The sequence below is a fragment of the Devosia lacusdianchii genome (genome assembly GCF_022429625.1).
Lineage (GTDB): Bacteria > Pseudomonadota > Alphaproteobacteria > Rhizobiales > Devosiaceae > Devosia > Devosia lacusdianchii.
In genome coordinates this window covers 322,800-349,150 of the sequence record NZ_CP092483.1, presented here as the reverse complement: position 1 = coordinate 349,150, position 26,351 = coordinate 322,800, and the positions used below count along the sequence as shown (strand labels likewise).

Here is a 26,351-nt window from a genome sequence, read left to right as displayed (position 1 = left end):
ATGCAGATTACCGACGGCGTGCGCTCGATCCTCTCGTCGCCCGCAATCTATACGCTCTTCCAGAACCTAATGGGCGCGCGGTCAGGCTGGCGCAAGATTACTGACGGCTATGTGCAGGCAAAGGCCGGTGACATCGTCCTCGATATCGGCTGCGGTCCGGCCGACGTGCTGGATTATCTGCCCCAGGTTCAATATTGGGGCTTCGATATTAGCCCGGAGTACATTGACCAGGCTAAGCGGAAGTACGGCTCGCGAGGCCAGTTCTTCTGCAAGTTCTTTGAGCGATCCGACCTGGAAATCCTGCCCAAGGCCGACATCGCCCTGCTGTCGGGCGTCCTCCATCATCTCGATGACGGCGAGGCGCACGGCTTGCTCGACTTGATCGGGCTCGCGCTCAAGCCGGGTGGCAGGCTTGTGACGGTCGATCCATGCCTGGTCCCCGGCCAAAATCCCGTGGCGCGGCTTCTTATCGAGCGAGACCGGGGCCGCAATGTGCGCGACGAGGCCGGCTACCGCGATCTGGTGCAGGGCCGTTTCTCGAGCAGCCGGGTCCAGATTGTGCACAAGGCCTGGATTCCTTATACGCATTGTTTCACCGTCAACAGGAATGCCTGAGCCTTGGACCAGCGCGAAAGAACACATCGCCGGCGCGGGATTGTGCTAGCGGGGGGAACGGGCAGTCGGCTCCTGCCGCTGACGACCGGCGTCTCCAAGCAATTGTTGCCGATCTTTGACAAGCCCCTGATCTATTACCCGCTGGCCACGCTCATGATGGCGGGCGTTCGTGAGGTATTGTTCATCACCACGCCCGAGGACCAGGGCGCGTTCCGCCGACTGCTTGGTGATGGCTCGCAATGGGGCATGCAGTTCAGTTATGCAGAGCAGGACGAGCCACGAGGTATCGCCGATGCCTATCGCATTGGTCGGCGGTTTCTCGATGGGGCGCCCAGTGTTCTGATCCTGGGCGACAATATCTTCTTCGGGCACGGGCTGCAGGCCCTCCTCAATCGCGCATCCCGCGGTGACGGCGCCACCATCTTCGCAAGCCTGGTGCGGGATCCCCAGCGCTTCGGCATTGTTGAACTCGACGCCGACAACCGCCCGCTGAGCCTTGTCGAAAAGCCCGCCGAACCGCGGTCGCGCTGGGCGGTCACCGGCCTTTACTTCCTGGATCACAGGGCATGCGACTTTGCCGATGCGGTCCAGCCATCCGTTCGTGGCGAACTGGAAATCATCTCGGTACTCGAACGGTACCTCGCCAATGGTGAACTTGGGGCAGAAACGCTGCATCGCGGTTTCGCCTGGCTAGATGCCGGTACGCATGAAAGCCTCCATCAGGCAGCCGATTTCGTGAAGACGTTACAGGACCGGCAGGGAATGCTGGTTTGCTCGCCCGAGGAGCTGGCCTATCGCAATGGCCTTATTCCGCTTGAGCAACTGGCTGCGCTGGCGCATGCGCAGCGCGCCTCCTCCTATGGGGAATCGTTGCAACTGCTGGTCCAGCAGGAGCAGCACGGTGAATGATCTGAGGTTTACCACGCCGCCAGTTCTCGGTTCGGAAATCGGCGCGATCGAGGACGCCATTCGCCGCCGCAAACTCAGTGGCGACGGTCGCTATACGGCCCTGTGCGAACAGTGGCTCGAAGCAAGACTGGGCTGTGCCCGCGCTTTGCTCACTCATTCCTGTACCGCAGCCCTGGAAATGGCTGCCCTGTTGCTCGATCTGCAGTCGGGCGACGAGGTGATCATGCCGTCGTTCACCTTTTCGTCCACGGCCAATGCCGTGGTCCTACGCGGCGCCACGCCCGTCTTCGTCGATGTCGACCCGAAGACCATGAACATGGATGTGGATCGCGTCGAACAGCTGATCACAACGGCGACCAAGGCCATTTTCGCCGTGCATTACGCTGGGCTGCCACCGGACATGGAAAAGCTGCAGGCAATAGCGAACCGCCGTAGCATTGCCCTTGTGGAAGATGCCGCCCAATCGCTCGGCTCTACCTATCGTGGCAAGCCCGCCGGCACGCATTCGAGCCTAGCCACAATCAGTTTTCACGAGACCAAGAACATTGTCTCGGGGGAAGGCGGCGCGCTGATCGTCAACGATCCCGCACTGGTTGAACGTGCGGTGATACTACGCGAGAAAGGTACCAACCGGCAGAAATTTCTCCAGGGCCTGACCGATAAATACACCTGGGTCGATGTCGGTTCATCCTACCTTCCTTCCGAGTTGATTGCAGCCTATCTGCTTGAGCAGCTCAATGCGGTTGACCGCATTACAGCAAAACGGATCGAATTGTGGGATGCCTATCATGCTGCGCTCCAGCCCGCGCTGAGGTTCGGCGCTACCTTGCAGCCCCTGCCCGACCGGAGCGCAACGCATAACGGGCACCTGTTTTACGTGCTGTTGCCCGACGCTGGGAAGCGTGCCGGATTCCTCTCGGCAATGAAGAGTGTCGGCATTCAATGCACGTTCCACTATGTCCCCCTGCACTCTTCCCCGGCTGGCCTGAAATTTGGGCGTGCGCCCGATGGATGCCCCATGACAGAGACTACGGCTGCCCGCCTTGTCCGCTTCCCCATGCACTTTGACATGACGATCAAGGACGTGGAGCGCGTCGCGGCTGCAGCTATCGACGTCCTGCGCGATATGGCGTCATGACCATGACTCCAGTTTCACGGCGGGTGCTGGTAACTGGCGGCGCCGGCTTTATTGGATCTGCCGTCTGCCGGCATTTTATTGCTCGAGGCCATCAGGTCTGCAACGTCGACAAACTGACCTATGCGGCTAATCTCGATAGCCTGGCACCCGTCGTAGATAGTCCGAATTATCAGTTCGCCCAGCTCGACATCTGCGATCGACGGGCGCTCCGCGACGTGTTTGATCGTTTTGCACCCGACGTGGTGCTGCACCTGGCGGCGGAAAGCCACGTCGACCGGTCGATCAACGATGCATCGGTTTTCATCCAGACTAACGTCGTCGGCACTGTTGCCTTGCTCGACGAGGCGCTCGACTACTGGACCAAGCGCGGAAAACCGGACGATTTTAGATTTCACCATGTCTCGACCGATGAAGTCTACGGCGATCTCCCGATCGAGGGAACTCCGTTCACTGAACAGACCCGATATCAGCCCTCGTCGCCCTATGCGGCATCAAAGGCGGCAAGCGACTTTATGGTGATGTCATGGTTTCGTACGTTCGGGCTACCAGTGGTACTATCGAACTGTTCAAACAATTACGGGGCCTATCAGAACATTGAGAAGCTGATCCCACGCATGATCGTCACGGCCTTACAGCGTCGGCCGCTGCCGATCTACGGCAACGGGTCCAACATCCGCGACTGGCTGCATGTCGACGATCATGTCGCAGCGCTTGAACTGGTCATGTCCTGGGGCCGACCGGGAGAGCGCTATAATATCGGCGGCAATAACGAGCACTCCAATCTCGACGTCGTGCGCACAATCTGCGTGTTGCTCGACCAAAAGGCCCCGCACGCAGAAGGCAGCTACCTGGACTTGATGAGCTTTGTTTCGGATAGGCCGGGACACGATTTTCGTTACGCGGTCGACGCCACCAAGGCCATTACCGAACTCGGCTGGTCCCCGCGCCATGACTTCGCCTCGGGTTTGACCGCAACCGTTGGGTGGTATCTCGCCAACGTCTGGTGGTGGTCAAAAGTGGCCAAAACCGATTGATATTGAGGTGACTGATAGGAATACCGCCGTTGACTTTGCGATCTTTTTGCTCGTGGCGATCTCATGGCTGGGGTCGAACTGGTTTGTAATATCTATTGCCAACGTGGGCGCAGAGCTGTCTGACACCGCCTACTATATGCTCAGCGTACATCAGAGCGGTGACATCCATTCGCAATCGACCCTGTTTGGCCCCGTCTGGAACCTGATCTCGCCCTTTGACACGATAATGGGCAACCGGTACCTCCTCCTAGTACTGACCCAGGTCAGCTTTGCCACGCTTGCAGTATCGAGCGCTTATGCTCTCAACACCAATGGGGCTGGCACCCTCCGATTTGTGACGTTCTGCCTGTTAGCGGCAACCGGATCACTCTCCTATTTGGTCAACTGGTTGCCGGACCCGTCCTATAACTCTATGGAAATGAGTCTGATCGCCCTCGGTATTGCCACCTTGCTCTGGATGATCAGGCTGACCACGCGAGCTAAGCAAGGCTTTTCCGTACTCGTTGCAGCCTTCGTCATCGGCCTCATCGTGGCCGCAGTAGGGCTGGTAAAGCCGACCAGTGGCGCAGTTCTGGGGCCGGTCATGGTCGTAGTGTATCTCGTTTCGGTCAGGAGCCGGCTGCATTGGAGGCTTTTCCTGGCGGCTGCAGTAGCTGCGATGCTCGGATTATTCATTGGCGTCGCGGCACTGGGTCTTGTCGGCTTCGACCCAATCCGGACGTTCAAGACGATATCAAATGGCTATAACGCCGGGATGCTGATCACGACACCCCAACTGAACGTTTGGACGTCCATGGCGGTCTATGTCAGTCACGTCGTCGAGAGTACGCACCTTTTGGGTTGGGCTTGGCTTCCATTGGCGGGATTGTTCGGCGCGCTGATCTGGAGCCTCAGGAACGCGGGGCACGTCGTCGCCAAGGGTGCCGCCAGTGTGGCCATGGGTGTCATTTTTTTAGTTGGCATCTGGGTTAATTTGAGAGACGGGGCAGACGAAAGCGCATTGATCGCTCTGCTGAACTTGCTGCTCTGCCTTATGTTTATAAGCGCCCTGACCGCGGCACGCGCTTCTGGCTCGGGCCGGACACGCAAGGCATTATTAATCGTGCTGCTCATGATAGCGGCAATCATCGCCCACACTTATGGCACAGGTAATTTCTGGTCGAACCACTTTCCGGCTCTGTACGGGTTTGGATTTGTCGCGCTCGGTGTCGACCTCTACGCGGCACGACGGCTAACCCTGTTGACTTTGGCGCCGCTAGCGCTGTCGCTCGTTCTGGCCAGCCAGTTGGTCGCGATGACAAACATCGAGCGCTTCCCATATCGGCTTGGTGGACCGATCAATTCCATGAATGTACTCGCTAGCGTTGGTCCACATGACGAACAAATGCTCGTTTCACCGCAGTTAGCGCAATTCTACGATGGCCTCGCTCAGGCACGCCCGTTGATCCGGGATTTGGTAGACCCACCGCTATTGCTGGATCTGACGGGACGCGCGCCGATGGCAAGTTATCAACTTGGGGCAAAACTGCCCCGGACCCCTTGGCTGCTCAGTGGTTATCCGGGATCGGAGGCAGTTTTCGAGCTGACGTTGGACCAGATCGAACCAGATCTCCTGCAGCGGGCCTGGATATTGTATTCGGCCGACTACGCTGCCTCGTTTCCGATCGATCTGCTAAACAAGCGCGGCCTTCACTTTCCAGATGACTACGCAGAGCTGGTCACCGTGCCGATAGACTATATCGATCACGACGCAACGCTCTATGCGCCGAAAACGTCAATGGCGACCGAAGCTATGCTGCCGGTAGCAAGATGAGCAAAGTCGCCATACTCCAATCGGCTTATATTCCCTGGCGAGGCTACTTCGACCTTATCGCGTCTGTCGACGTATTCGTGTTTCTCGACGATGTGCAGTTCACCAATCAGGATTGGCGCAATCGCAACGTGATCAAGACCGCTCAGGGACTCCGTTGGCTGACCATTCCGGTACCCAAGAAGAGTCGCATAAAACGCACCATCAATCAGATCGAGATCGAGGATACAGACTGGGGGCGCGATCACTGGAACAGGATCTCGGAGAGTTATCGCAAGGCTCGGCACTTTGAAACGATCGAACCCATCCTAAAACCGCTCTTCCAGAGTCCCGAAAGCAATCTATCCTCAAGCAACTTGGCCTTTATCCGGCATATCTGTACGTTTCTGAATATTGCGACCGAAACGCGTATTGCCACGGGCCTGTACAGTTCCACCGAGCGGTCCCAGCGGTTGCTGGACATCTGCCGGTCTGTGGGCTGTTACACATATGTGAGCGGTCCTGCGGCGAAAGACTATCTCGACGTCGAGGTGCTCAAGCGCGGCGGCGTGACTACCGAATGGTTCTCGTACGACGATCTCATGCCGTATCCGCAGTTGCACGGCGACTTTCTGAATGCCGTATCGATCGTTGATTTGCTGCTGAATTGCGGTCCAGACGCTTATCGCCACCTGCCGGCCCTTGCCCATTCATCGCGCTAGTCGTAACTGCCCGCCTTGGCCCAGAACCGCTATTCTGGGTGTGGTCCTAGGCCTAGTCGGGCAGGGACGGCTAGCGGGGCACTAAGGAGTGATGTTCGGTGTCGCTGCGAGAGGTGTCCAGCTGGGCCGTCGTATTCCTGCTACCACCCACCGGACCACGCAGGTCGCGCTTGAACCAGCGTAGGGGCAGCGGTTGCCTATAGCAACAAAGCAGCGCCCTGGGGCTCGGCAGTCCCTTGCCGCCCATGCTCGGCTGATATAGGGCTCGCACAGCGGCTCGATAGCAAGAAAGGCGATGTTGAATGATCGAGACAGGACTGAGCGGCCTATCGCTTTTTGCCCTTCTGATCGTTCTCAGCATTGTCAGCTCACTGCGGATTGCGGCCTCCCTGCCGTGGCGAGAGGATAGCCCGTCCGTGCTCGTTTTCGCCTTCGGCATTGCCACCGCGCCATTTCTGCTCGGGATGGCGTCGATCTTCGCTCTGACCTTTGCCGCAGGGCAGCATCGCCTGCTGCAACTGGCCATGGCGGGCGTTCTCGTCAGTTTGCCGTTGCTGCTGAAGCCGCGTCGTCCGACCAGCAAAGGCAATCCAGGCGAGCTCCTTGAATGGGGCGACTGGGCTTTGCTGGCTGTCTGGCTACTGCTTGCGCTGATCATGCTCGCATTGGCGGTTTTGGTGCCTTTGAGCCAGAACGATGCGCTTGAATATGCCTCAGCGGCTCGTGTCATCTACGAGCACAACTCGATCGGCAACTATCCTGTCCTCGACCCGCAAGCCAATTCCGACGGTTATTTCGGTCCCTGGACGCACCCGCCCCTTTACGTAGCGCTCATCTTTCTTACCGATGTGATGCAGGGTAATGCCGATAAGCCCGGTTTGATGAGGCTGATCTCCCCATGGTTTGCGCTATCGGGCAGTTTGATGGTGTTCGCATTGGCGAGGCCGCTTGGTCGCAAGGTCGCTCTTGCGGCAGCCATCGTCTTCCTTTCCACACCGCTGTTTTTCCTCGGCGCCGTGTCGGCGCTTCTCGACGCATTGCCGATCTCGGCCTTTGTCTTGCTGCTGGCCACAATCGTCATGATGGGAGGCGGCACGAAGTCGCGCGGCACAGCCATTGGGTTGGTACTAGCGCTGGGCCTTTGGACCCATTCGCTGGCGATCGTCTTCATTCCCCTGGCGATTGTCGGCATAGTCCTCATTCACGGTGTGCGCAACTACCGGCACTGGCTTGCAGAATTGGCAGTTGCCATTCTGATTGCCCTTCTCGCCGGCGGCGCCCACTACGTCCGCAATGTGCTCCTATTCGGCGCCCCTATCAGCGACAACCCAGCTGTCTTCGCCTTGCCGAGCCTGGCATGGGACGAGTATTTCATTATCAATCGCGGCTTGGATTCTGCCGTGGCCACACTGCAATACGGCGTTCTCAAAGGCTGGTTCGCCCTCGAGGCTTTTGGCTTCTCGTTTTGGGGCATGGCCATCGGTGCGGCAGCCTGCCTGCTGGCGATCCGAACAGGACTGGTCCGTGCGGCACTGAACGGATCGCGCACGCTAGCAGCGGCGCCCGGCCTTCTGCTAGTCCTGCTCGGGGTCCTCGTGACCTACTATGGCGGCGTTGTTGTTTCGGTACTGCTAGGCATCGACCTTATGGTCAAGAACGAACGTTACCTGCTCTCCATTCAGGGCTTGATCGCGGTTCTCTGTGCTTTCGGGTTTTTTGCCGCTACGCAGGGGCTTTCCAAGTTTTTCGGTGGCAAGATACTCGCCAATATTGCCGCAACGCTTCTGGCGTTCGTCCTCGCCGCCCAAGGAGCGCTGTTTTTCCATTATAGCCTCGTCAAGAATGGTCTCTCGCTTGGTACGGTCGGACAGGATTTCAGTACGACCCTTTCCCAACTTCCCGACTATCAGCTGACGGACTATCTGCGGAACCAGACCCCGGCCGATTCAGTGGTGTTCAGCCTCAAGCCCTCCGACATGTATTACGCGCACCGTCGCCAGATCGGCTATCTCGATCCCCGTCTGGTGCCGCTCTATGAAGCTGACACGGTGACCGACGGCGCTGGCGTCTTAGGCAATCTAGGCATCGACTATATTCATGTTCCTTCCTATGGGCTACCGCCACTCTACAACAGCGTCCTGGCCGATATTCTACGCGACCGCCGAGTGACGACGCTGCTGGTGTCCAATGGCGGAGGGCAGATTTACCAGCTTGCTGCAAGCCCTGCTGCCCTGGCCGAAGACATCGACATTACGCCCGGGGCCATACAGTGGGGCCGACAAGCACTCTTTGAGCTTGGAGGACGCAAGCGGCTTTCGGCGCTAGAGTCATCCGAGCTTGGCGTTTGGGAGGGTAATACGTCGGAGGCGACATCACCCTTTGGTCTTTTCCAGCGAAGCCTGCTGACGGCCGTGCAGACCGGAGCCCCTGATCTGGCCGCAGGCGCAATTGCGGCGACAGGGGCCTCCGAGATTGGAATCGATCTGGACGTGCACGGTCGCGGCCTGATGAGTTTGACGGCCCACCTCTACCGGGAAAACGGCGCTATGGATGCCGTGCCTCTCGGCACCTTCGAACTCAGTGCGACTTATCCAGCCAAGCACTATGCCCGTCGCCTGCTTTTGGATGACAATACTGCATCGGTGACGATCGTGTTGCAACAACAGGGCTTGTCGAGCCTGACGGTAGACAGCGCTAGCGTCACGCTCTATCGCACGGATGAGCGCGATCCATGATGATAAAACGTACGTTCGACACTATCGTAAGCGCTGCGTTGCTCGTTGCTCTCAGCTTTCCGCTTCTCGCGCTGGCCCTCCTGGTGCGTTGCAAATTGGGAAGTCCAGTGCTTTTCCGACAGGTCCGACCGGGCCTGCATGGTAAACCGTTTACAATGAACAAGTTTCGCAGCATGAGCAGCCAGCGTGGCGCCGACGGCCACTTGCTGCCCGATAGTGAGCGGTTGACGCGCTTCGGCAAGCTCCTGCGCTCCAGCAGCCTTGATGAACTGCCCGAGCTCTGGAACGTAATCCGTGGGGAGATGAGCCTGGTCGGTCCCCGGCCGCTACTGATGGAATACTTGCCACTCTATACGCCTGAACAGGCACGCCGGCATGAGGTGAGGCCAGGGATAACTGGATGGGCTCAAGTTAGTGGCCGTAACGCAATCGACTGGGAGCAGAAATTCGCACTTGATGTCTGGTACGTCGACAACAGGACATTTCTGCTCGACTTGAAGATCTTGTGGCGAACGGTGGCGAAGGTCGTTCGCCGCGAGGGCATTACGTCCGCCGACAATGCATCGGCAGAGCCTTTCAGAGGATCGCGATGAAGTCGCTCGCAATTCTTGGTGCCGGCGGCCATGGCAGGGTCATTGCCGATGTGGCGACGCAATTGGGGTGGCGTGCCTACCTTTTCGATGACGCGGTGGCACCAAATACGGTTGTTCTCGATTGGACAGTGGTCGGCGGGACGGCACAGTTTATGGCGGAGGCCAGCCACTTTGAAGGAGCGATTATCGCCATCGGCGATAACACCAAGCGCCTCTGCCTGACACGGAAGCTCATAGAGGCCGGCGGGAAGCCGGCCACACTGGCCCACCCCTCGGCAACGATCAGCGCCTATGCCTCAATAGGTCCGGGCTCTGTCGTCATGCCTCAGGCCGTTGTCATGACCGGTGTCAGGATTGGCTGCGCCGCAATCATAAATACTGCTGCATCGGTCGATCATGATTGTCTTCTTGGCGCAGGGGTTCACATTTCCCCCGGAGCCCGGCTCTGCGGCAATGTATCGATCGCGGACCTCGTATGGATTGGGGCAGGCGCAACCGTCATACCCAGCATCAGTATCGGCGCAGGCGCAATTGTCGGCGCTGGCAGCCTTGTTGCCCGATCCGTGGGAGCGAACATAACGGTTATGGGCAATCCGGCACGGCCCCGAAAAGAGAACTGACATGCTCAATACCACAATGGCCCCATGGCCGTCCTATTCGGACGAGGAAATCAGCGCGGTCACGGCGACGCTCCGATCAGGCCGGGTCAATTATTGGACGGGAGATGTGACCAGACGCTTCGAGGAGGCTTTTGCCCAATGGGCGGGCGCTGATCACGCCGTGGCTCTGGCAAACGGCACCTTAGCTCTGGACGTAGCCCTCAAGGCGCTGGGTATCGGGCCGGGTGACGAAGTCATCGTCACACCACGCACCTTCATCGCGTCGGTATCGACTGTGGTCAATGCCGGCGCCACTCCGGTATTTGCCGATGTAGACGAGCATACGCAGGGCCTTTCGGCCGCAACCATTCGTGCAGTCCTGAGCGAGCGCACAAGAGCCGTCATCTGCGTGCACCTGGGCGGTACACCCTGCGACATGGATCCCATCATGGAGCTCTCGGCTGAACGCGGATTTGCAGTCATCGAAGACTGTGCGCAGGCCCACGGCGCCGTCTACCGTGGAAAGCGGGTTGGCACTATCGGACACATCGGGGCATGGTCCTTCTGCCAGGACAAGATCATGACGACCGGCGGCGAGGGCGGGATGGTGACGACCAATAACGCCGCGCTGTGGCGAACCATGTGGTCCTACAAGGATCACGGCAAGGATTGGGATGCGGTTTACACTCGTCAGCACCCCGCCGGCTTTCGCTGGCTGCACGAGAGCTTTGGGACTAATTGGCGGATGCTCGAAATGCAGGCCGCGATCGGTCTCGTGCAGCTCGACAAAATGGCGGACTGGACGACGCGGCGGCGACAGAACGCTGCCATGATCGCCGCAAGCCTCGGCCAGTACGATGCCGTTCGTGTATCGCCCGAAGCGCCTGATACACTCGATGCGCGTTACCGCATCTACGGCTTTGTTGATCCGAACCAGCTTCGCACAGGCTGGAGCCGCGACAGGATCATCGCCGAGATTTCAGGGATGGGCATCCCCTGCTTCCAGGGCTCATGTTCCGAGGTCTACCTGGAAAAGGCATTTGACAACACACTCTGGCGCCCCACCCAGCGCTTGCCGATAGCGAGGCGGCTCGGCGAAACCGCACTTTGCTTCCTCGTTCACCCCACGCTCACTGACGACGACATTGCGCGAACCTGTCTCGCCATCGAGACCGTTTTGAACCAGGCCTTTGGCGAAAGGCCGGCGTGACGCCGGCCTTCAAACCTAGGCGGCCTTGTGCAAGCCCATGGTATCAAGGGAATTGACCTTGGTAATGGTCGAATTGAAATCCAGCCCGACCGTCTCAAGATACCATTTCAACGACGGAACGCGCGGACGATTTTCGACCAGGACCCGCTGCAAAGCCTCTTCGCGGGTGATCATGCCCTCACGAATCTGGTTGCTGCGGAATGTGTCGAATTCCGTAAAGCCCTTCGCCGTCATGTAGATGTAGTTGTAGAAGGGGGCGGTACCATCGCCGATGCGCCAGGTGCTCGGGGAGTCGGGCGACAATTCCCAGTCATACTCATCCAGCAGCACGCCATCGACCTCCTGTTCGTTCCATGCAACGCCATCGAACAAATTATAGAAGTCCCCGCGAGGCTCGAAATAATACGAGAGGAAGGCACCGAAGGTATCAGCGAGAGATGAGTTTATGTAGCGTGGGTTGGTCGTGAAACGGGACGCATAATACATCGCCAGCATTGCCTTGCGAGTGGACGAAAGATAGTCCAGTCGCGACTTTCCGAAATCCGGAGCCACTCCACAAAAGCCAGACTTGAAGTCGGTATTCTCCAGCGGATTGGCGCTCCAGATGTTGAGAGAAACGCCCGTCTGCCGCTTGAGCTGATTGAGGACAGCGAAGAAGTGCTTGTCGCCGGCCATGAACAAGGGAACCATGCCGAGATCGGGCTGCTTCAACCAAGCCGACACGTTCTTGCGGATGTTGGCGCGCTTGGCCCTTATATCGGCCGAGACGAGTATATTTTGGACGCCTAACTGGCCGCAGATCCGCGCAATATTGCGCCGCGCCAAGTCCGTCACCATGCCCCAGTCATAGGTGAAGGTGATCGGATTGAGGTTGAACTCTTTCTTGATCAGGTGCAGACCGAAGCTGCTGTCGCGCCCGCCGCTGAAAGGGACGATCACGCTGGGATTCCCGTCATTGCGGCGGTACTTTTCCAGTGACGCAATGAAGTTCGCCTTGGTCTTGTGCGCGTCCAGACCCTTATACTTGGTTTTGTAGCCGTGGCAGTAGTTGCATACGCCCTGCTCATCAAACGCAATGAAAGGGAAGGTTTCTGGCAAAATGCATTTGCTGCAACGCTTCAACTGCCCGATGCGGGCTTCGTCATAGCGGATCAGCTTTTCGTCTGCGAGTTGCGGCGCTGCCGCCGGCCTAGCCAGTTCCCCTATGTGGATTTCGCGATAGCCGGCACCCTCAGCTGGGACGATCCGGCCGACATTGCGCATGTCGATACCAACCTCATGCAAGTCGAACCGGCCGGCCGAGAGCGTCTCCAGGTCAATCTCCAGGCCGGACCCCGCCGTGAGCCATTCGATCACTGCGGCCGACCCGCGCTCATGTAGCGCCGTCTTGAGAATGTAGCGTTCCGACGCAAAGGTCAGTGTGCCCCGCTCCGAGTCGATCGCATAGTAGATGTCGCCCGTATTGGTGGCGATCACGACGAGGTTTGAACACTGCGCCGTCCAGGCGATCGAGGCGGCGCCCGAGATCTCCTGGAAGGCGGCCTGCGTCGCTTGGGTTGCGGTCGCGCCGGCCTGAACGCGCGAGGCGATCAGGGCCGCCATCACCTGGGTATCGACCTCGGCAGTGCGCTGCAGGTCAGCATGGGTCGACCAGAGATTGTCGACATTGACGATAATGCCATTGTGCACCATGGTGACATCGCCATATCGCACTGGCTGATTGTTTTCCGGGCGTTCGGCCGCACCATTGGTAACGAGGCGGGAATGGGCCACCAGCGCCAAGGGTGCGCCAGTGTTACTGTTGGCCGCGAAAGCTGGTCCGGCCGCCTCGGTATAGCCGGTATGGAACTGAGCGGTCCTGATGAACTCCGTGGCCGGCAATGCGCCTTTCAATGTCATCGCGGTTCCGTTGGCAGGCGCCGAGATATGCAGCCCGGCAGACTCCTTGCCGCGGCTTTCCGACAGTTTGTAAAGGTCTTCCAGCCATTGACGCGCATCGGCAGAGGTCACCTGGGCGCCGGGCTTGAGGAGAATACCGAAAATGCCGCACATCTATGAATTCACCTTGTTGGTCAGCATGTTCCAGCCGAAGAACCGCCGAGAGAGCATAATGAGGACGATGACCGACGCAACATAGCTTAGCCCGGTCCCCACGGCCGCGCCAGCAATGCCCATGACCGGTATGAGGACAACGTTCAGGAGCACGTTGGTCGCAACCGCAAAAAACTGCTGCAGCGTCTGGAAACCCGGATATCCCCCGGTGAGCAACAGGTTGTCGAACGGAACGTAGCACGACACCAGCGTCAGCGAGAGGAGCAGGATAATCAGGGTCGGCAATCCGGCCTGCAAGCCGCGCTCCGGAACGATATAGCCGGTCACGATCCAGTAGAAAAGCACGACAGCCAGACAAAGCACTCCCATGACGAGTGGCGCCAGGCGCTGGGAACGCCGCAGGAGGTCCTGGGCCGGCGGCCAGTCACGATCCCGCGTCGCGGCCACCAGATATGGGTTGAAGTTGACCCGCACCATGGCCAGCAGATGATAGAGCCCATCCATCAGCATGGCTGCGAAGCTGTAGATGCCGACTGCAGTGTCATCGAGGAAGAGGCCGAGCATCAGAACATCGACGCGCGTATTGATCTCGCCGAACATGCCCGCAAAAAGCGATTTTCCGCCAAACACGGCGTGCTTGCCTATCCAGGCCGGATCAATCGCAGGTTTCGGCGCCAAGCGATTGGCGACGATATAGAGCAGCGCCGCCGCCACAGTGGTGGCTTCAGCTATGAGAAAGCAGAATGAGGCATATTCGAACGCCAGCGCGCTTGCGGCTACCACTGTCGCGGTCGCTGCCACCAGAATATAGCGCATGGCCTGGAATATGGCGAAAGCCTTCATGTGCCGCAGGCCATTGAGGAAGCCGATCAGCACCTTGTTGAGCGGAAAGAGAGCAAGCCCAAAACCGGCAAAGCTGATGGCGCGTGCGGTGGGTGCGCTGAACAGGCTAGCAAAGACAGGTTCGGCCATCACGACGACCGCCGCCAGCAAAATGCCGGCGACCAGCGCCGGAATGGCACCCGACAACAGGATGCGCCCCTGCAGCTGCGGCTCTCTTTCATGGTAGGCGGCCGAGCGCAGGACGGAATAATGTATCCCGAAGGCCGCGATCTGGGAGGCGATGATGTAGACCGAATAGGCCTGGTTAAAGATCCCGAGCGCTTCGGCACCGCGCAGATAGGCGACGACGATGTTGATCAGTATTCCGCTGGCGGCCAGGATGACGAAACTGCCCATCGTCCAGGCAATGTCGCGGGTAAGCTTTGCCTCCGTCACCAGCATCTATCCCTGCTAGTGCTTCTCAATGATGCGTTTGATGTCACGGCTGGCAAGCGGCGGATTGAGATGTTTGTTGGCCTCGTAGTCGAACCACATCGCAAAGAATGTGGAATTGAAGAAGATCGAGAACGAGAACAACCAGCCCAGTATCGAGATTTCGGGTGCTACGCCGGTTGCGCTCCAGGCCCAGACAATGCGGATCAGGAATAGCATGCTGACCAGAAAGCTGAACATGCCAAAAGCGTAGAAGAACACCAGCGGATGAAAATTCCGAATGATGTACTTCTCCTTGAGCCGCCAGAAAAACAGGCGAACCAGAAGCGAGCCGATCGTGAAAATGACCTTGCGAACCTTGATGCCCGATTTCTCGCCGACATTGTAAACCGGCTCGACCGGCACATCGACAACACGCATCTCGGCGACGTTGAGCTTGACTAGCACGTCATTGGGCTGGCCATAGCGCTTATACATCTTGTCCCAGTCGATGGCATGCAGCGCCACCGAGTTGATGGCGGTGTAGCCTGTCTGGGAATCGGCCACGTGCCAATAGCCCGACGCGATCTTGGTCAGGAGCGAGAGTGCGGAATTGCCGAAGAAGCGTATTTTGGGAATCTTCTTGAAGGCTTCGCCTGTGACCAGCCGATTGCCCTTTGTATAGTCAGCACGGTCTTCCACCACCGGATCAAGCAGACCGGGTAGGTCATCCGGGTTCATCTGGGCATCGCCAGCCATGACTACGGCAATGTCGATATTGTTGTCCCGGCTCCACTTGTATCCCGTTGCGATGGCACCGCCCACGCCCTGGTTCGTCTCATGCTCGATCAGCACGATCCGGCCGGCGCCAAATGCCGAATTGGCACGCACCACTTCCGAGGTGCGGTCCTTGGACTTGTCGTTCACGATGACGATGTGATCAACGAAGGCGGGCATCGTGTCGATGACCATGTTGATCTGCGTCTCTTCGTTAAAGGCAGGCACGACAACGCTGATGGAGCGGTCCCGGTACATGGTAGTTCCTTCCTTGTGGAGGTGATTGCTAGCGTACCGCTGCGATCAGGGCACCCACGACTCGGCGTTGCGTTGCTTCGGAAATATAGGGGTGCATCGGCAGGCTCATCACGCGTTGTGCGACCTGTTCGGCATGGGCAAGTGTCCCGGAAATTCGGCACATATCCTTGTATGCCGGCTGCCAGTGGAGCGGGATGGGATAGTGAACCGCGGTTGGCACCCCTGCCGCCTTGAGCGCCTCGATGACCGCTTCGCGACCATCCACCTGAACCGTGAACTGCGCCCACACGCAATTGCGATCGCTGCGCACCACAGGCAGCGACACATTGTTGTTGCCGGCCAGCATGTCGAAATAGCGCTGCCCGGCAAGCAGGCGCTGCTCGATTTCCCAATCGAAGCGTTCCAGTTTGGCCAGCACCACGGCGCACTGGATCGTGTCCATGCGCCCGCCAACACCGATCCTTGTGTGATAGTAACGCCTCTCTTGGCCATGCACGCGGATTTCCCGCGAGGCCTCTGCAAACACGTCATCATTGCTGAAGATCGCACCGCCGTCGCCATAGCAGCCCAACGGCTTGCTCGGAAAGAAGCTGGCACAGCCAATCTGGCTGACCCCGCAACTGCGCCGGTCGCGATAGCTCGCGCCAAAGCTTTGAGCCGCGTCTTCGATAACGACGAGGCCATGCTCTGTCGCCAGGGAGTTAAGCTCGTCCATATCGGCAACCTGGCCATAGAGCGAAACCGGCATGATCGCCTTGGTCCGCTCCGTGATCGCCTGCTCGACCAACCGTATGTCAATATTGCAGGTGTCGGGCTCAACATCGACGAACACAGGGGTAGCACCGACAAGCGCGATAACTTCGGCCGTTGCTGCGAAGGTAAACGGTGAGGTGATGACCTCGTCCCCTGGGCCAATGCCCAGGGCCATCAGCGAGATTAGCAGGGCCTCTGTGCCCGATGACACCGTGATGCAATGGCTTACGCCGGCATATGCCGCGAGCTTTTTCTCAAGCTCGGCAACCTCTGGACCCATGATATACTGGCCATGGTCCAGCACGGCCTGGATTCGCGCGTTCACATTATCGCGCAGGGCGGCGTACTGACTCTTGAGGTCGATAAACTCGATTTTGTCGGTCATAATCGCGTACAGCTGTCCTTGGTGATTTCGTAGGTAATGCCAGCTTCGCTGGTCACCTTGCCCAGACCATGCAGTTGCGTGCCGGTCTCACACATCCATCCGATGCGCCGGGCCGGCACGCCGACCATAAGGGCATAGTCTGGAACGTCGCGATTGACGACAGCACCGGCGCCCACAAACGCATATGTGCCGACTGTGACTCCGCAGACAATGGTGCAGTTGGCGCCCAGAGTGGCCCCCTTGCGCACCACAGTCCGCCGGTATTCCGATTTGCGATTGATCGCCGAGCGCGGATTGTAGACATTGGTGAAAACCATGCTCGGACCGCAGAATACGTCGTCTTCAATAAGCACGGCATCATAGACCGAGACATTGTTCTGTATCTTGACGTTGTCGCCGATCTGCACGTCGTTGCCGACAAACACATTTTGCCCTAGCGAACATCCCTTGCCGATCACCGCCTGGCCGCACACATGCGTCCAGTGCCAAATGCGGCTACCATCACCCACCTGCGCACCGTCATCTATGATGGCAGTCTCGTGGATCGTTACAGACATCAATAGTCCAATGGCAGGTTGACCCGCCTACCATCGCGCGCCGACAGATAGGTTGCGATCAGCACTTCAAGCGACTTCAGCCCTTCACGGCCGTCCGTTTCAGGCTCGGCCTTGCCGCTCAGGACGTTGATGACATTGTCGTAGTAGAGCGGATGGCCGAAACCATAGACCGAGGTGGTTTCGTAGCTGGAACTTTGCACCAGCGCATCGTCGACGTGGGGTTCGGCAAACTGCCACTGCTCGATCTGGTTGACCGCGACGCCGCCGACACGGACCGTGCCCTTTTCGCCGATGATGGTGATGCTGCCTTCCAGATTTTTTGGATAAGTCAGCATGGTCACGTTCATCGAACCAAGCGCGCCCGAGCGCCATTTGACCGAAACCACACCTGTATCTTCCACTTCGATATTGCGTGCCAGCGTGGCCGTGTAGGCATGCAGGCTTTCGATCGGGCCGATCAGCCAGTCGAGAAGGTCCACATAATGGCTCGCCTGGTTCATGAAAGCGCCGCCGTCAAACTCCCAAGTGCCGCGCCAGGACGCGCTGTCGTAGTAGTCCTGTGGACGCGTCCAGAACACGTTGATGTTGACCATATAGATGCGGCCAAAACGCTTTTGGTCGACGGCGCGTTTGAGCAATTGCAGCGTCGCATTGCGCCGGTTCTGCTTGACGACGAACAGGCGAACGCCCGCCCCGTCGCATGAGCGAACCATGCGCAATCCGTCATGCCATCGCGTCGCCATCGGCTTTTCAGTGATGACATGACGCCCGCTTTGCGCGACCTCGATTGCCTGGTTCGCATGCAAGCCGCTAGGCGTGGTGAGCACCACTGCATCGGCCGTGGTGTGCTCAAGCATCGCCGACAGGCTGGTCCACGGTTTTGCGCCGGCGGCATTGGCGGCCGCTCCTGCACGATCCTCGACAATGTCGCAAACATCGACCACTTCGGCTCGATCGGAGTGCTTGGCAATCGCTGCCAGGTGATTCTCGGCGATGCGGCCGCATCCGACGACGGCGAGCTTGATTTTCCGGCCCACAATCGGCGGGGCAAACTGCTGCATGTCAGGCCTTGGTTATGTTGTGGGCCGGCGCCTGGTAGCGACCGCGGGTATCAATGACGAGGCGAGCGTGCTCACGCAGCATGTCATAGTCGACATCGTCGTGATCGGTGGCCAGCAGGACACAATCAAAACCGGCGATCGACTCAGGCGTCAGCGCAACGCTGGACAAGTCAAAGTGCGCATGGTCCCGCAACTTGGGGAATACTGGCACATGGGGATCGGAGTAGGCAACGGTAGCCCCCAAGTCCTGCAACTTCTCCATCAGCACGACGGACGGCGACTCGCGCATGTCATCGACATTTTTCTTGTAGGCGATGCCCAGCACCAGCACGGTACTGCCATTGACGGACTTCTTGCGCTGGTTCAACGCCTGGTTCAGCTTGGAAATGACATAGTCCGGCATTGCTGAGTTGATCTCGCCTGCCAATTCGATGAAGCGGGTGTTGACCCCATATTCGCGGGCTTTCCAGGTTAGGTAGAATGGGTCGATCGGGATACAGTGGCCACCCAGCCCCGGCCCCGGATAATAGGGCACGAAGCCGAAAGGCTTGGTAGCCGCCGCGCGGATGATCTCATGAATGTCCAGGCCCATGTGATCGGCAACGACCTTCATCTCATTGACCAGACCGATATTCACGGCGCGGTGAATGTTTTCGAGCAGCTTGGTCAGCTCCGCGGCCTTGGTGGAACTGACGGGCACCACGCGGTCGATGACGCCGGTGTATAGCGCTACCCCTACGGCAAGGCACGACGCGGTATGGCCCCCGCAGACCTTGGGTATTGACCGTGTGGAGAATTGTGCATTGCCAGGATCCTCGCGCTCCGGCGAATAGACGGCAAAAACGTCCTGGCCGACAGCGAAACCCCGCGCTTCGATACGCGGCACGATCTCTTCTTCCGTCGTCCCCGGATAGGTCGTGCTTTCGAGCGAAATCACCTGCCCGGCGCGGATATAGGGACCGATGGCGTCGAGGGTCGAGATCACGAAACTCATATCGGGTTCGCGATTCTTGTTGAGCGGCGTCGGGACGCAGATGATCAGCGCATCGACCTCGCTCGAACGGGATATATCGGTGGTCGCCTCAAAACCCGCCTGCACCGCTCCGGCAATGCTGGCCGCGCTGATATGCTCGATATAGCTTTCGCCGGCATCCAGACGCCGAACCTTTTCGGTATCCACGTCGAATCCGACTACCTTGAAACCGACTTCGCTGAAACGGATCGCGAGCGGAAGACCGACATAGCCCAGACCGTAAATACCGATCTTGGAGGACTTCGCTGTGAGACGGTCGAGCAGATCTGTTTCGACCTTGGCCCCGCGTTTCCCGTTATCGGCAAAATCCATTTCTTGGCCCCGTGGGATTCGATGAGATTGAGGTGCATTAATGATTGTGCCTCCAAAGCACAAGAGTCCCCCGCGAACTCATCCAACTGGTCCGTGAACTCGCTGCTGAACTGTGAGCAAAATGCATCTGAGTTGCCCGCCCCCCCCAGTTGCATTATCCGTGCGATCTCGATCACCGGTATGCCAGCGTCAGAAAAGAGATTCAGATGAGGATGGACCTGTGGCGTCGTGTTGGTCGCCTATCGCGGCGCATCAAGATCGCCGTAATGGTAAGTTTCGATCTTGCCGCCTTGTCCTTCGCACTTTGGGCCAGCTATGCGCTGAGGTATGGTCGCTGGACACCACCATCGACATTCGAGCAACTCGGTCTCCTGTTATTAGCACCCGCCATGGCCCTCGGAATTTTCTGGTGGATGGGCGGCTACCGCACGGTGCTGCGCTACATGTCCGACAAGGCATTGCTGCAACTGCTGCAGGCCCTGACCATCTCGGTCCTATGCTGGGTGGTCCTGGCTTTCCTCACCGAAATGTCGGGCCAGCGCGGCGTGCCCCGTTCAGTGCCGCTACTCTATTGGGCCCTTAGCGTGATTCTGGTGATTGGTGCCCGCTTGCTGGTGCGCTATCTCGCCTCACCTGCCGGAACCCGCGGCAAACCTGAGCGCGCCTTGCTGATCTACGGCTCCGGTGATGCTGGTGTCAAACTTGCGGGGGCACTGGCTGGCCAGTCCGTCTCGACTATCGTGGGCTTTCTCGACGACAATCCCAACTTACAAGGTCGCGTAATCGCCGGCATACCAGTGCATTCGCCCCTTGAGCTGGATGAACTGATCGCGCAACTTGATATCCGCGAGATCATCATAGCGATACCATCGCTATCGATGAGCCGACGCATGGAGATCGTCGCGCGAATCAGTCGCCCCCACGTGACGATACGAACTGTCCCCCCCCTGCTCGACTGGGTGAACGGTCAACTGGCTGGCAGCCAGGTGCGTGACATCGACCTGGATGAGTTGCTTGGAAGGTCCGAAGTGCCGCCCGAGCCTGCGCTACTCCGCGTCATGATCGAGGGGCGCAACATCTTGGTAACAGGGGCCGGCGGCTCGATCGGTTCGGAGCTCTGCCGTCTGATCGTCAAGTGGTCGCCCGCGTCTCTTGTTCTGCTCGAAGCGAACGAATTTGCACTTTACCAGATCGCTCGCGAACTTGGCGACGGAAATACACGGATTGTTCCAGTCCTTGGCTCAATCACCGACGAGCCCAGGGTCCGCGAGGCTGTCACGCATTATCGCGCTGACGTCATATTTCACGCCGCGGCGCATAAGCACGTTCCCCTCCTTGAAAGGAACGTTCTTGAAGGGGCGCGAAACAATGTGTTCGGCACCCAGACCTTAGCCCAGGTCGCCTTTGAAGCAGGTGTCAGGAGTTTTGTTCTAATCTCTTCTGATAAGGCGGTGCGCCCAACAAACGTTATGGGCGCTACCAAGCGCTGGGCCGAGTTAATCGTCTACGACTACTCCCAAAAGGCCCGGGCGGAACAAACTGGACAGAGTTTCTGCTCGGTTCGCTTCGGCAATGTCTTGGGCTCCAACGGTTCTGTCGTGCCCCTGTTTAAGGAGCAGATCGCCAAGGGCGGACCAATTACCCTCACCGATGACCGCATGACGCGCTACTTTATGTCCATTCACGAAGCCGCCGAGCTTATCGTTCAGGCTGGCGCACTTTCTGAAGGGGGCGACACATTCCTGCTCGACATGGGCGAACCGGTCCGTATTCGGGACCTTGCCGAAAACATGGTCTTCCTATCAGGCCTGCGCCTCAAAACTTCTACTGGCCGAGATGGGGACATTGAGATCGTAACGGTCGGCTCACGCCCTGGGGAAAAGCTGTTTGAAGAACTGTTTTATGATGATCTGGCAGCCGAGCCCACACGCCACTCCAAGATCAAGCGGGCTAGCATCCATCCGGCCGACCTGAACATGCAACAACACCTGACGACGCTGGGCGACGCCCTAGCACGCCGGAGCGAAGAGGACGTACGCTCGGTCCTGTTTGGGGTGATCAAAACGGAATAGTCTCGCCTCATCCAGACAACAGGAAATTGTGCAGACTTACCGCTTGATCCCAGACATTCACGCCAATAGGAGAGCATGTCTGACAAACGGAGCGATTGCATGCTGACCCGAGTCGAGAAACTGCCCCTTCGAGAGCTAGTTCTGTTTGGCTGGATGCCAAGTCGTCTCAAGCAGTGGACATATTCGCGCCGCGGCTACAAAATTGGTAGAAATGTCAAGTTTGCTTTTGGTTCAGTCGTTGTCGGCCAAGATGTAACTATCGGAGACGACGTCAAGATAGGGCTGTTGTCCATAATTGTAGGGCGGGAGATTGTGCTCTCGGATCGTGTCCAAATTGGCATGATGAGCGTCCTGATTACGGCCGTTATGACGATTGGCGAAGCAACCCGCATCAACAATCAAGTTGTCGTGGGAGGCATGCAAACGCCGCGCTCAGCATTGCACATGGGCAGTAACTGCATCCTGATGGAATGGTCGTTCATCAATACTTCCGAGCCTGTAACGATTGGTAACGATGTTGGTATAGGTGGACATTGCCTATTCTTCACTCACGGCCTCTGGCCCAACGGCTTCGACGGAAACCCAGTTCGCTTCGCACCCATCACCATTGAGGATGAAGCTTGGATAGCATGGCGTGTCACGGTATTGGCTGGGTCAAAAGTGGGACACGGGGCGATTGTCAGCGCCGATGCATGCGTGTCTGGCCGCATCGCCGCGGGCGCGCTTGCGGTGGGTAATCCTGCCAAGGCGACCAGGGAGGATTATTCCTTCCGTCGAGAGGCAACACCCAAGTTCAAAGCCGACCTGCTTAAGAAGCTGATAGTCGACTATGCCGACTGGTGCAGACACCATGGCCTCCATGCCGAGATCGACCGGGAGCAATATCCTCGGTGGATGACCATCACTGACAAGTCGAGAAGACTGCACCGCATCATCTTTGTTTGGGTGGCAGATGATTTCGCCTCGGCAATCAGAGGCAATTCCGACTTCGACCTAATGGTTTCCCTGGTGGCATTGAGGGCACAACAACGTTCTGAATTGTCCGCCGCTGACAGGTGCTGGCTCGACATAGAAAGCAGGGTTCGCTCGCGGAAAGGGTCCGCGGTCACCGATGATTTTGAAGAATTTTGCCGCCGTTTTGGACTGCGGACACTGCGCGACCCCGCCGGACAAAACCTGCATTGATCGAAACCATTCCAAGACGAGGCTGACTTGGACTTCACGCCAAGAAAATACACCGACATCATGCAATCGGCTATCGAAGCCGGCTATGATATCCATCCCCTTCACGAGTGGTATGTGAAATTACAGCAAGGGTCCAGCAGTGGGGTCATGGTTCGGCATGACGTCGATCGTCGGCCCGAAAATGCGCTGAACATGGCCCTAATCGAGCACGGCCTCGGCATTCGCAGTACCTACTATTTTCGAGTCGTCGGATCCGCCTTCGATGTCGCCAAGATCGAGGCCATCGCCAACCTTGGTCACGAAATCGGCTATCACTACGAAGATTGGTCCCTTGCGGGCGGCAATGCAGCAAGGGCCATCGAACTGTTTGAGACAAACCTCGCTCGGCTCAGGCAAATCGCCCCCATCCAATCGATCGTGATGCATGGAAGTCCGCTATCCCGGGAAAACAACATGACCCTCTGGGATCATGTTGATTTCGCCCAGTATGATGTAATCGATGGCGTGTTATCCTTCGACTATGCGAATTATATTTTCTTCACTGACAGTGGGCGCACTTTCGGCCAGTCAAAATCTAATTTGCGCGACTACCTCGGTGACGCGAAATGGGAAGCCTCGGTTCAATCTTCCGATGACGTATGTGCCTATTTGCGTAGCAGGCGGGCCCAGCTGATACAGATCAATGTGCATCCAGAACGCTGGAACGAGCCGGGTTGGAACTGGTCCCGCCAATTTGCGATCGATACCGCTGCCAATGGGGTAAAGCGCCTTCTCAGATTGGTCAGGCGCCCGGAACGAAAGCATGCGCGATAGATACGTATATCCTGCGCGCTCTGCCGTCACTCCAACTGTTCCAGTGAGGCCTCGGTCAAGGTCAGCGTGGAATTGCCGACGTGCTGGACCTCGATCCCCAGACGCCCACTTGTTGGAGATGCCAGAAACCGGCGCTCAAAACTGAAATCGGGTTTCGTATCCGATAGCACGAATTCACCCAGTCGATATGGCCGTGCGTTCCCAGACGAATTCTCGGGCACCTGATAGACAAATACCCTGACATAGCCGCGGCCGGAGAACCACATACTCAGTCGGTATTCGGCATCGGCTTCCAAGGTCGGCAAGTCGTCGTAACTCTCGCGATAAGCCAGGCCATGACCAAGCGACAAGACCGTCGTCACGTCCCTGTTTAGAATGCCCAGGGGCATGGCCATGCTGGAGGCGCCTCCAGCAGGGAGGGGCCTTTCATCCACGACTGCCGCCGAGAGATGTCGGCCTAGGAGTATGGCCTGCGGCGCGGAATACCATTGCCGCGTATCAGGCGACAAGTCGACTGTCGATACGACCAGCTTTTCGCTGTCGGTCAGGCGATAAAGCTGCACGCCCTGGTCATCAAACACCAACGTCGCCAAGTCTGGCGCTGCCAAGAGGCTTTGAAGCTGCGAGTTGTACATCGTGGGAATATAGTAGTCTGGCGCCTGAATGTAGCTGACACCGAGCCGCCGTAGCTCCGCCGCTGCCTCGTCCGCGGATATCGCCTTGTAGAACGGCACCAGTTCAGGGTCCACGAAGCTCAACATACGGCGTCCACTATAGTACATGTCGGCGGGCCGCATAGCGAGCACAACGGTGTCGGCAGGCGTGAACGCCTCCAGCCAGAGCATGGCCTGGGTGTTGGGGTTTGCCGCGAGCAACCTGCGCTCCTGGCTCTCGCCGCTTGGCTGCTGCGAGCCGGCAGGCACCCCGTAGCTCCCAAAGCGACTCCAGGGCAGATAAAGACCAAACAAGAGGTAATTGACGGTCAGCACGCATGTAAGCGCAAACAGAATCATGGCCGAAATTTCGCGAGCCCACCGCCTGGACGACGTCAGCTGTCCAAAAAGCCAGCTCAGCAAGACCCGGAAGCACTCACCGCCCAACAATGCGACAGGCGGCAGGATGATGAGAAGATAGCGATCATTCTTGATCATGATGTCCATGCCTGCCAGCGAGGACAACGTCACGCCCGCGAGGTAGATGGCGACAACATAAAGACTGGTCAGGAGGATGTTCTGGCCGGTATCGACCGCCCCAGCACCCTCGGCCAAGACGCGCCGAAACCCTGCTCTTTCTAGACCCGCCAGCGTTGCGATCAGCCCACCGGTCATCAGCCAAAATGACAGTCCGAATGAGAGTGGCGAGAACCAGCCTTTGAGGATTCCATATTGGACGACCGCCATGGGGCTGTCGATCCCGCGTGCGATACTGAAATAGTCATCCCAGGCGAGATTGGGCAGACTGAATATGAGAGGGTTGTCGCTGATCGGTGAACCGAACAGCATCACGTTGCGAATATAGGGCCACACAGCCAGGGCGCCGCAAACCAACGCGGCCGCAACAGAAGACAAGACCCCTTGCTTCCAGCGACTGGTCCCAAATTGCAGCATGAGAACGACAATGGCTATCGGCACCAGCAGAATCGCTTGTGAATGTGTCCAGAGCGAACAACCCAGTGCGCAGCCCACCAGCACACCGCGGCTCAACGCGCCACCTTCGCTGGCACCAAGCACTGCGAGCATCAGCGCCACGCCGGCGGCTGGCAGCGCATCGATCAACGAGGCGCCTGCCCCCAGGTAGAACAAGGGCGTCGAAATCAGCACCAGTGCCGCAGCCGCCCCAGCGACGGCCGATCGCATCCGGCCCAGCGTCATAACCAGCACTACCCCTGCCAGGGCAAACCATACGGTTATCAACCGCATGATGCCGGGCGTATCAGCCGTCCCCTCGAGCGCGGCAGACAGATAGATAAAGGCGGGGTAGAGCGGTGGGTGAGTAATCGGATGGTAGAATCCGATATTGCCGATCGACGGATCGAGCGCCGGATAGGTCAATATGGACCGCGTCTCGAGCAGGAGGCGAGCATACGTCGCATATTCCAGGGAATCGTTTTCGAACAGGGGTAGATTGGTCGAATAGCCAATCAGCGAGAGCGCCCATGCGCCGACAAGGACCAGGATCAACCATGAACCGACCCACCGGTCTTGCACCACAATTGCCTCCTGCCTTTTCCAGGCGGGAATGGCAAGTAGGCCAAGAAGGGCCACAATGGCATAGGCGAAACCAATGTGGTTCTCTATCGATGCTCCTGGTAGCACCGTCAGGACTACCACAGCTGCCAATCCCGCCAGGAACGGAGCCAGGCACAACCCGAAGCCGATGACGACGCCTGCCGCAACCGCACGGACCTGCCAGCGCACCATCCGTGCCAGCGATATGCCGCTGAAACTGGAGACCAAGACCAGACCGGCAAACATGGCCCAGCTCGGTGACGACGT

General features: G+C 58.2%; 21 protein-coding genes. 13 read left to right on the top strand and 8 right to left on the bottom strand.

What is annotated here, in order from left to right:
- From MF606_RS01730 to MF606_RS01685, 10 genes are all read left to right on the top strand, one after another.
- Positions 1-615: a class I SAM-dependent methyltransferase gene (locus tag MF606_RS01730; RefSeq protein WP_240231811.1), complete on the top strand. Its 615-nt coding sequence runs from the start codon at positions 1-3 to the stop codon at positions 613-615.
- 3 nt (positions 616-618) lie between these two features.
- Complete coding sequence (gene rfbA, locus MF606_RS01725; protein ID WP_240231810.1) at positions 619-1,524, top strand: glucose-1-phosphate thymidylyltransferase RfbA; 906 nt, start codon at positions 619-621, stop codon at positions 1,522-1,524.
- Positions 1,517-2,662 (top strand): dTDP-4-amino-4,6-dideoxygalactose transaminase, encoded by a 1,146-nt coding sequence (gene rffA / locus MF606_RS01720; protein WP_240231809.1) that lies wholly within the window; start codon positions 1,517-1,519, stop codon positions 2,660-2,662. The genes rfbA and rffA overlap by 8 nt, the downstream gene beginning before the upstream one ends.
- 2 nt (positions 2,663-2,664) lie before the next feature.
- The gene (rfbB, locus tag MF606_RS01715; RefSeq protein ID WP_240233926.1) at positions 2,665-3,696 is read left to right on the top strand and encodes a dTDP-glucose 4,6-dehydratase; all 1,032 of its coding nucleotides are present in this window, start codon (positions 2,665-2,667) and stop codon (positions 3,694-3,696) included.
- Positions 3,697-3,703: 7 nt separating this feature from the next.
- Complete coding sequence (locus MF606_RS01710; RefSeq protein WP_240231808.1) at positions 3,704-5,509, top strand: hypothetical protein; 1,806 nt, start codon at positions 3,704-3,706, stop codon at positions 5,507-5,509.
- Positions 5,506-6,207 (top strand): WbqC family protein, encoded by a 702-nt coding sequence (locus MF606_RS01705; protein WP_240231807.1) that lies wholly within the window; start codon positions 5,506-5,508, stop codon positions 6,205-6,207. Before MF606_RS01710 ends, MF606_RS01705 begins: the two co-directional genes overlap by 4 nt.
- Positions 6,208-6,509: 302 nt before the next feature.
- Positions 6,510-8,942 carry an ArnT family glycosyltransferase gene (locus tag MF606_RS01700; protein WP_240231806.1) on the top strand — a complete coding sequence of 811 codons (2,433 nt, stop codon included), beginning with the start codon at positions 6,510-6,512 and terminating at the stop codon, positions 8,940-8,942.
- The gene (locus tag MF606_RS01695) at positions 8,939-9,535 is read left to right on the top strand and encodes a sugar transferase (RefSeq protein WP_240231800.1); all 597 of its coding nucleotides are present in this window, start codon (positions 8,939-8,941) and stop codon (positions 9,533-9,535) included. The genes MF606_RS01700 and MF606_RS01695 overlap by 4 nt, the downstream gene beginning before the upstream one ends.
- Positions 9,532-10,155: an acetyltransferase gene (locus tag MF606_RS01690; RefSeq protein WP_240231796.1), complete on the top strand. Its 624-nt coding sequence runs from the start codon at positions 9,532-9,534 to the stop codon at positions 10,153-10,155. The genes MF606_RS01695 and MF606_RS01690 overlap by 4 nt, the downstream gene beginning before the upstream one ends.
- 16 nt (positions 10,156-10,171) lie before the next feature.
- On the top strand, positions 10,172-11,344 hold the full coding sequence (locus tag MF606_RS01685; protein ID WP_420842273.1) for a DegT/DnrJ/EryC1/StrS family aminotransferase: 1,173 nt from the start codon (positions 10,172-10,174) through the stop codon (positions 11,342-11,344).
- Between the two features lie 15 nt (positions 11,345-11,359).
- On the opposite strand, the gene MF606_RS01680 is transcribed toward MF606_RS01685, so the two are convergent.
- Genes MF606_RS01680 through MF606_RS01650 form a run of 7 tightly spaced genes read right to left on the bottom strand, consistent with a single transcriptional unit; the run spans position 11,360 to position 19,786 of the window.
- A complete protein-coding gene (locus tag MF606_RS01680) occupies positions 11,360-13,396 on the bottom strand; it encodes a hypothetical protein (protein ID WP_240231788.1) in 2,037 nt (678 codons plus the stop codon).
- Positions 13,397-14,674 carry an oligosaccharide flippase family protein gene (locus MF606_RS01675; RefSeq protein ID WP_240231787.1) on the bottom strand — a complete coding sequence of 426 codons (1,278 nt, stop codon included), beginning with the start codon at positions 14,672-14,674 and terminating at the stop codon, positions 13,397-13,399.
- 15 nt (positions 14,675-14,689) lie between these two features.
- Positions 14,690-15,685 (bottom strand): glycosyltransferase family 2 protein, encoded by a 996-nt coding sequence (locus tag MF606_RS01670; RefSeq protein ID WP_240231786.1) that lies wholly within the window; start codon positions 15,683-15,685, stop codon positions 14,690-14,692.
- A gap of 28 nt (positions 15,686-15,713) precedes the next feature.
- The gene (locus MF606_RS01665) at positions 15,714-16,823 is read right to left on the bottom strand and encodes a DegT/DnrJ/EryC1/StrS family aminotransferase (RefSeq protein ID WP_275693116.1); all 1,110 of its coding nucleotides are present in this window, start codon (positions 16,821-16,823) and stop codon (positions 15,714-15,716) included.
- Positions 16,820-17,380, bottom strand: coding sequence for an acyltransferase (locus MF606_RS01660; protein ID WP_240231785.1), 561 nt, complete (start codon positions 17,378-17,380; stop codon positions 16,820-16,822). The genes MF606_RS01665 and MF606_RS01660 overlap by 4 nt, the downstream gene beginning before the upstream one ends.
- On the bottom strand, positions 17,380-18,441 hold the full coding sequence (locus MF606_RS01655) for a Gfo/Idh/MocA family protein (protein WP_240231783.1): 1,062 nt from the start codon (positions 18,439-18,441) through the stop codon (positions 17,380-17,382). Before MF606_RS01655 ends, MF606_RS01660 begins: the two co-directional genes overlap by 1 nt.
- A 1-nt stretch (position 18,442) precedes the next feature.
- On the bottom strand, positions 18,443-19,786 hold the full coding sequence (locus MF606_RS01650; protein WP_240231782.1) for a nucleotide sugar dehydrogenase: 1,344 nt from the start codon (positions 19,784-19,786) through the stop codon (positions 18,443-18,445).
- A 206-nt stretch (positions 19,787-19,992) separates the two neighbouring features.
- On the opposite strand from MF606_RS01650, the gene MF606_RS01645 reads away from it, so the two are divergent.
- The 3 genes from MF606_RS01645 (at position 19,993) to MF606_RS01635 (ending at position 23,856) form a co-directional block, all read left to right on the top strand.
- A complete protein-coding gene (locus MF606_RS01645) occupies positions 19,993-21,858 on the top strand; it encodes a polysaccharide biosynthesis protein (protein WP_240231779.1) in 1,866 nt (621 codons plus the stop codon).
- A 99-nt stretch (positions 21,859-21,957) separates the two neighbouring features.
- On the top strand, positions 21,958-23,043 hold the full coding sequence (locus tag MF606_RS01640) for a hypothetical protein (protein ID WP_240231777.1): 1,086 nt from the start codon (positions 21,958-21,960) through the stop codon (positions 23,041-23,043).
- 27 nt (positions 23,044-23,070) lie between these two features.
- On the top strand, positions 23,071-23,856 hold the full coding sequence (locus tag MF606_RS01635) for a polysaccharide deacetylase family protein (protein WP_240231775.1): 786 nt from the start codon (positions 23,071-23,073) through the stop codon (positions 23,854-23,856).
- A 26-nt stretch (positions 23,857-23,882) separates the two neighbouring features.
- Here the strand turns inward: MF606_RS01635 and MF606_RS01630 are convergent, their stop codons facing one another.
- Entirely contained in the window at positions 23,883-26,330 is a 2,448-nt protein-coding gene (locus MF606_RS01630) for an ArnT family glycosyltransferase (protein WP_240231773.1), read from the bottom strand.
- Positions 26,331-26,351 lie beyond the last annotated feature (21 nt).

Coding starts and splice junctions, on each gene's coding strand:
- MF606_RS01690 (WP_240231796.1), top strand. CDS start 9,532: ATGAAGTCGCTCGCAATTCTTGGTGCCGGCGGCCATGGCAGGGTCATT.
- MF606_RS01640 (WP_240231777.1), top strand. CDS start 21,958: ATGCTGACCCGAGTCGAGAAACTGCCCCTTCGAGAGCTAGTTCTGTTT.
- MF606_RS01660 (WP_240231785.1), bottom strand. CDS start 17,380: ATGTCTGTAACGATCCACGAGACTGCCATCATAGATGACGGTGCGCAG.
- MF606_RS01730 (WP_240231811.1), top strand. CDS start 1: ATGCAGATTACCGACGGCGTGCGCTCGATCCTCTCGTCGCCCGCAATC.
- MF606_RS01650 (WP_240231782.1), bottom strand. CDS start 19,786: ATGGATTTTGCCGATAACGGGAAACGCGGGGCCAAGGTCGAAACAGAT.
- MF606_RS01630 (WP_240231773.1), bottom strand. CDS start 26,330: ATGTTTGCCGGTCTGGTCTTGGTCTCCAGTTTCAGCGGCATATCGCTG.
- MF606_RS01680 (WP_240231788.1), bottom strand. CDS start 13,396: ATGTGCGGCATTTTCGGTATTCTCCTCAAGCCCGGCGCCCAGGTGACC.
- MF606_RS01670 (WP_240231786.1), bottom strand. CDS start 15,685: ATGTACCGGGACCGCTCCATCAGCGTTGTCGTGCCTGCCTTTAACGAA.
- MF606_RS01655 (WP_240231783.1), bottom strand. CDS start 18,441: ATGCAGCAGTTTGCCCCGCCGATTGTGGGCCGGAAAATCAAGCTCGCC.
- MF606_RS01695 (WP_240231800.1), top strand. CDS start 8,939: ATGATGATAAAACGTACGTTCGACACTATCGTAAGCGCTGCGTTGCTC.
- MF606_RS01665 (WP_275693116.1), bottom strand. CDS start 16,823: ATGACCGACAAAATCGAGTTTATCGACCTCAAGAGTCAGTACGCCGCC.
- MF606_RS01700 (WP_240231806.1), top strand. CDS start 6,510: ATGATCGAGACAGGACTGAGCGGCCTATCGCTTTTTGCCCTTCTGATC.
- MF606_RS01685 (WP_420842273.1), top strand. CDS start 10,172: ATGGCCCCATGGCCGTCCTATTCGGACGAGGAAATCAGCGCGGTCACG.
- MF606_RS01705 (WP_240231807.1), top strand. CDS start 5,506: ATGAGCAAAGTCGCCATACTCCAATCGGCTTATATTCCCTGGCGAGGC.
- MF606_RS01645 (WP_240231779.1), top strand. CDS start 19,993: ATGAGGATGGACCTGTGGCGTCGTGTTGGTCGCCTATCGCGGCGCATC.
- rfbB (WP_240233926.1), top strand. CDS start 2,665: ATGACTCCAGTTTCACGGCGGGTGCTGGTAACTGGCGGCGCCGGCTTT.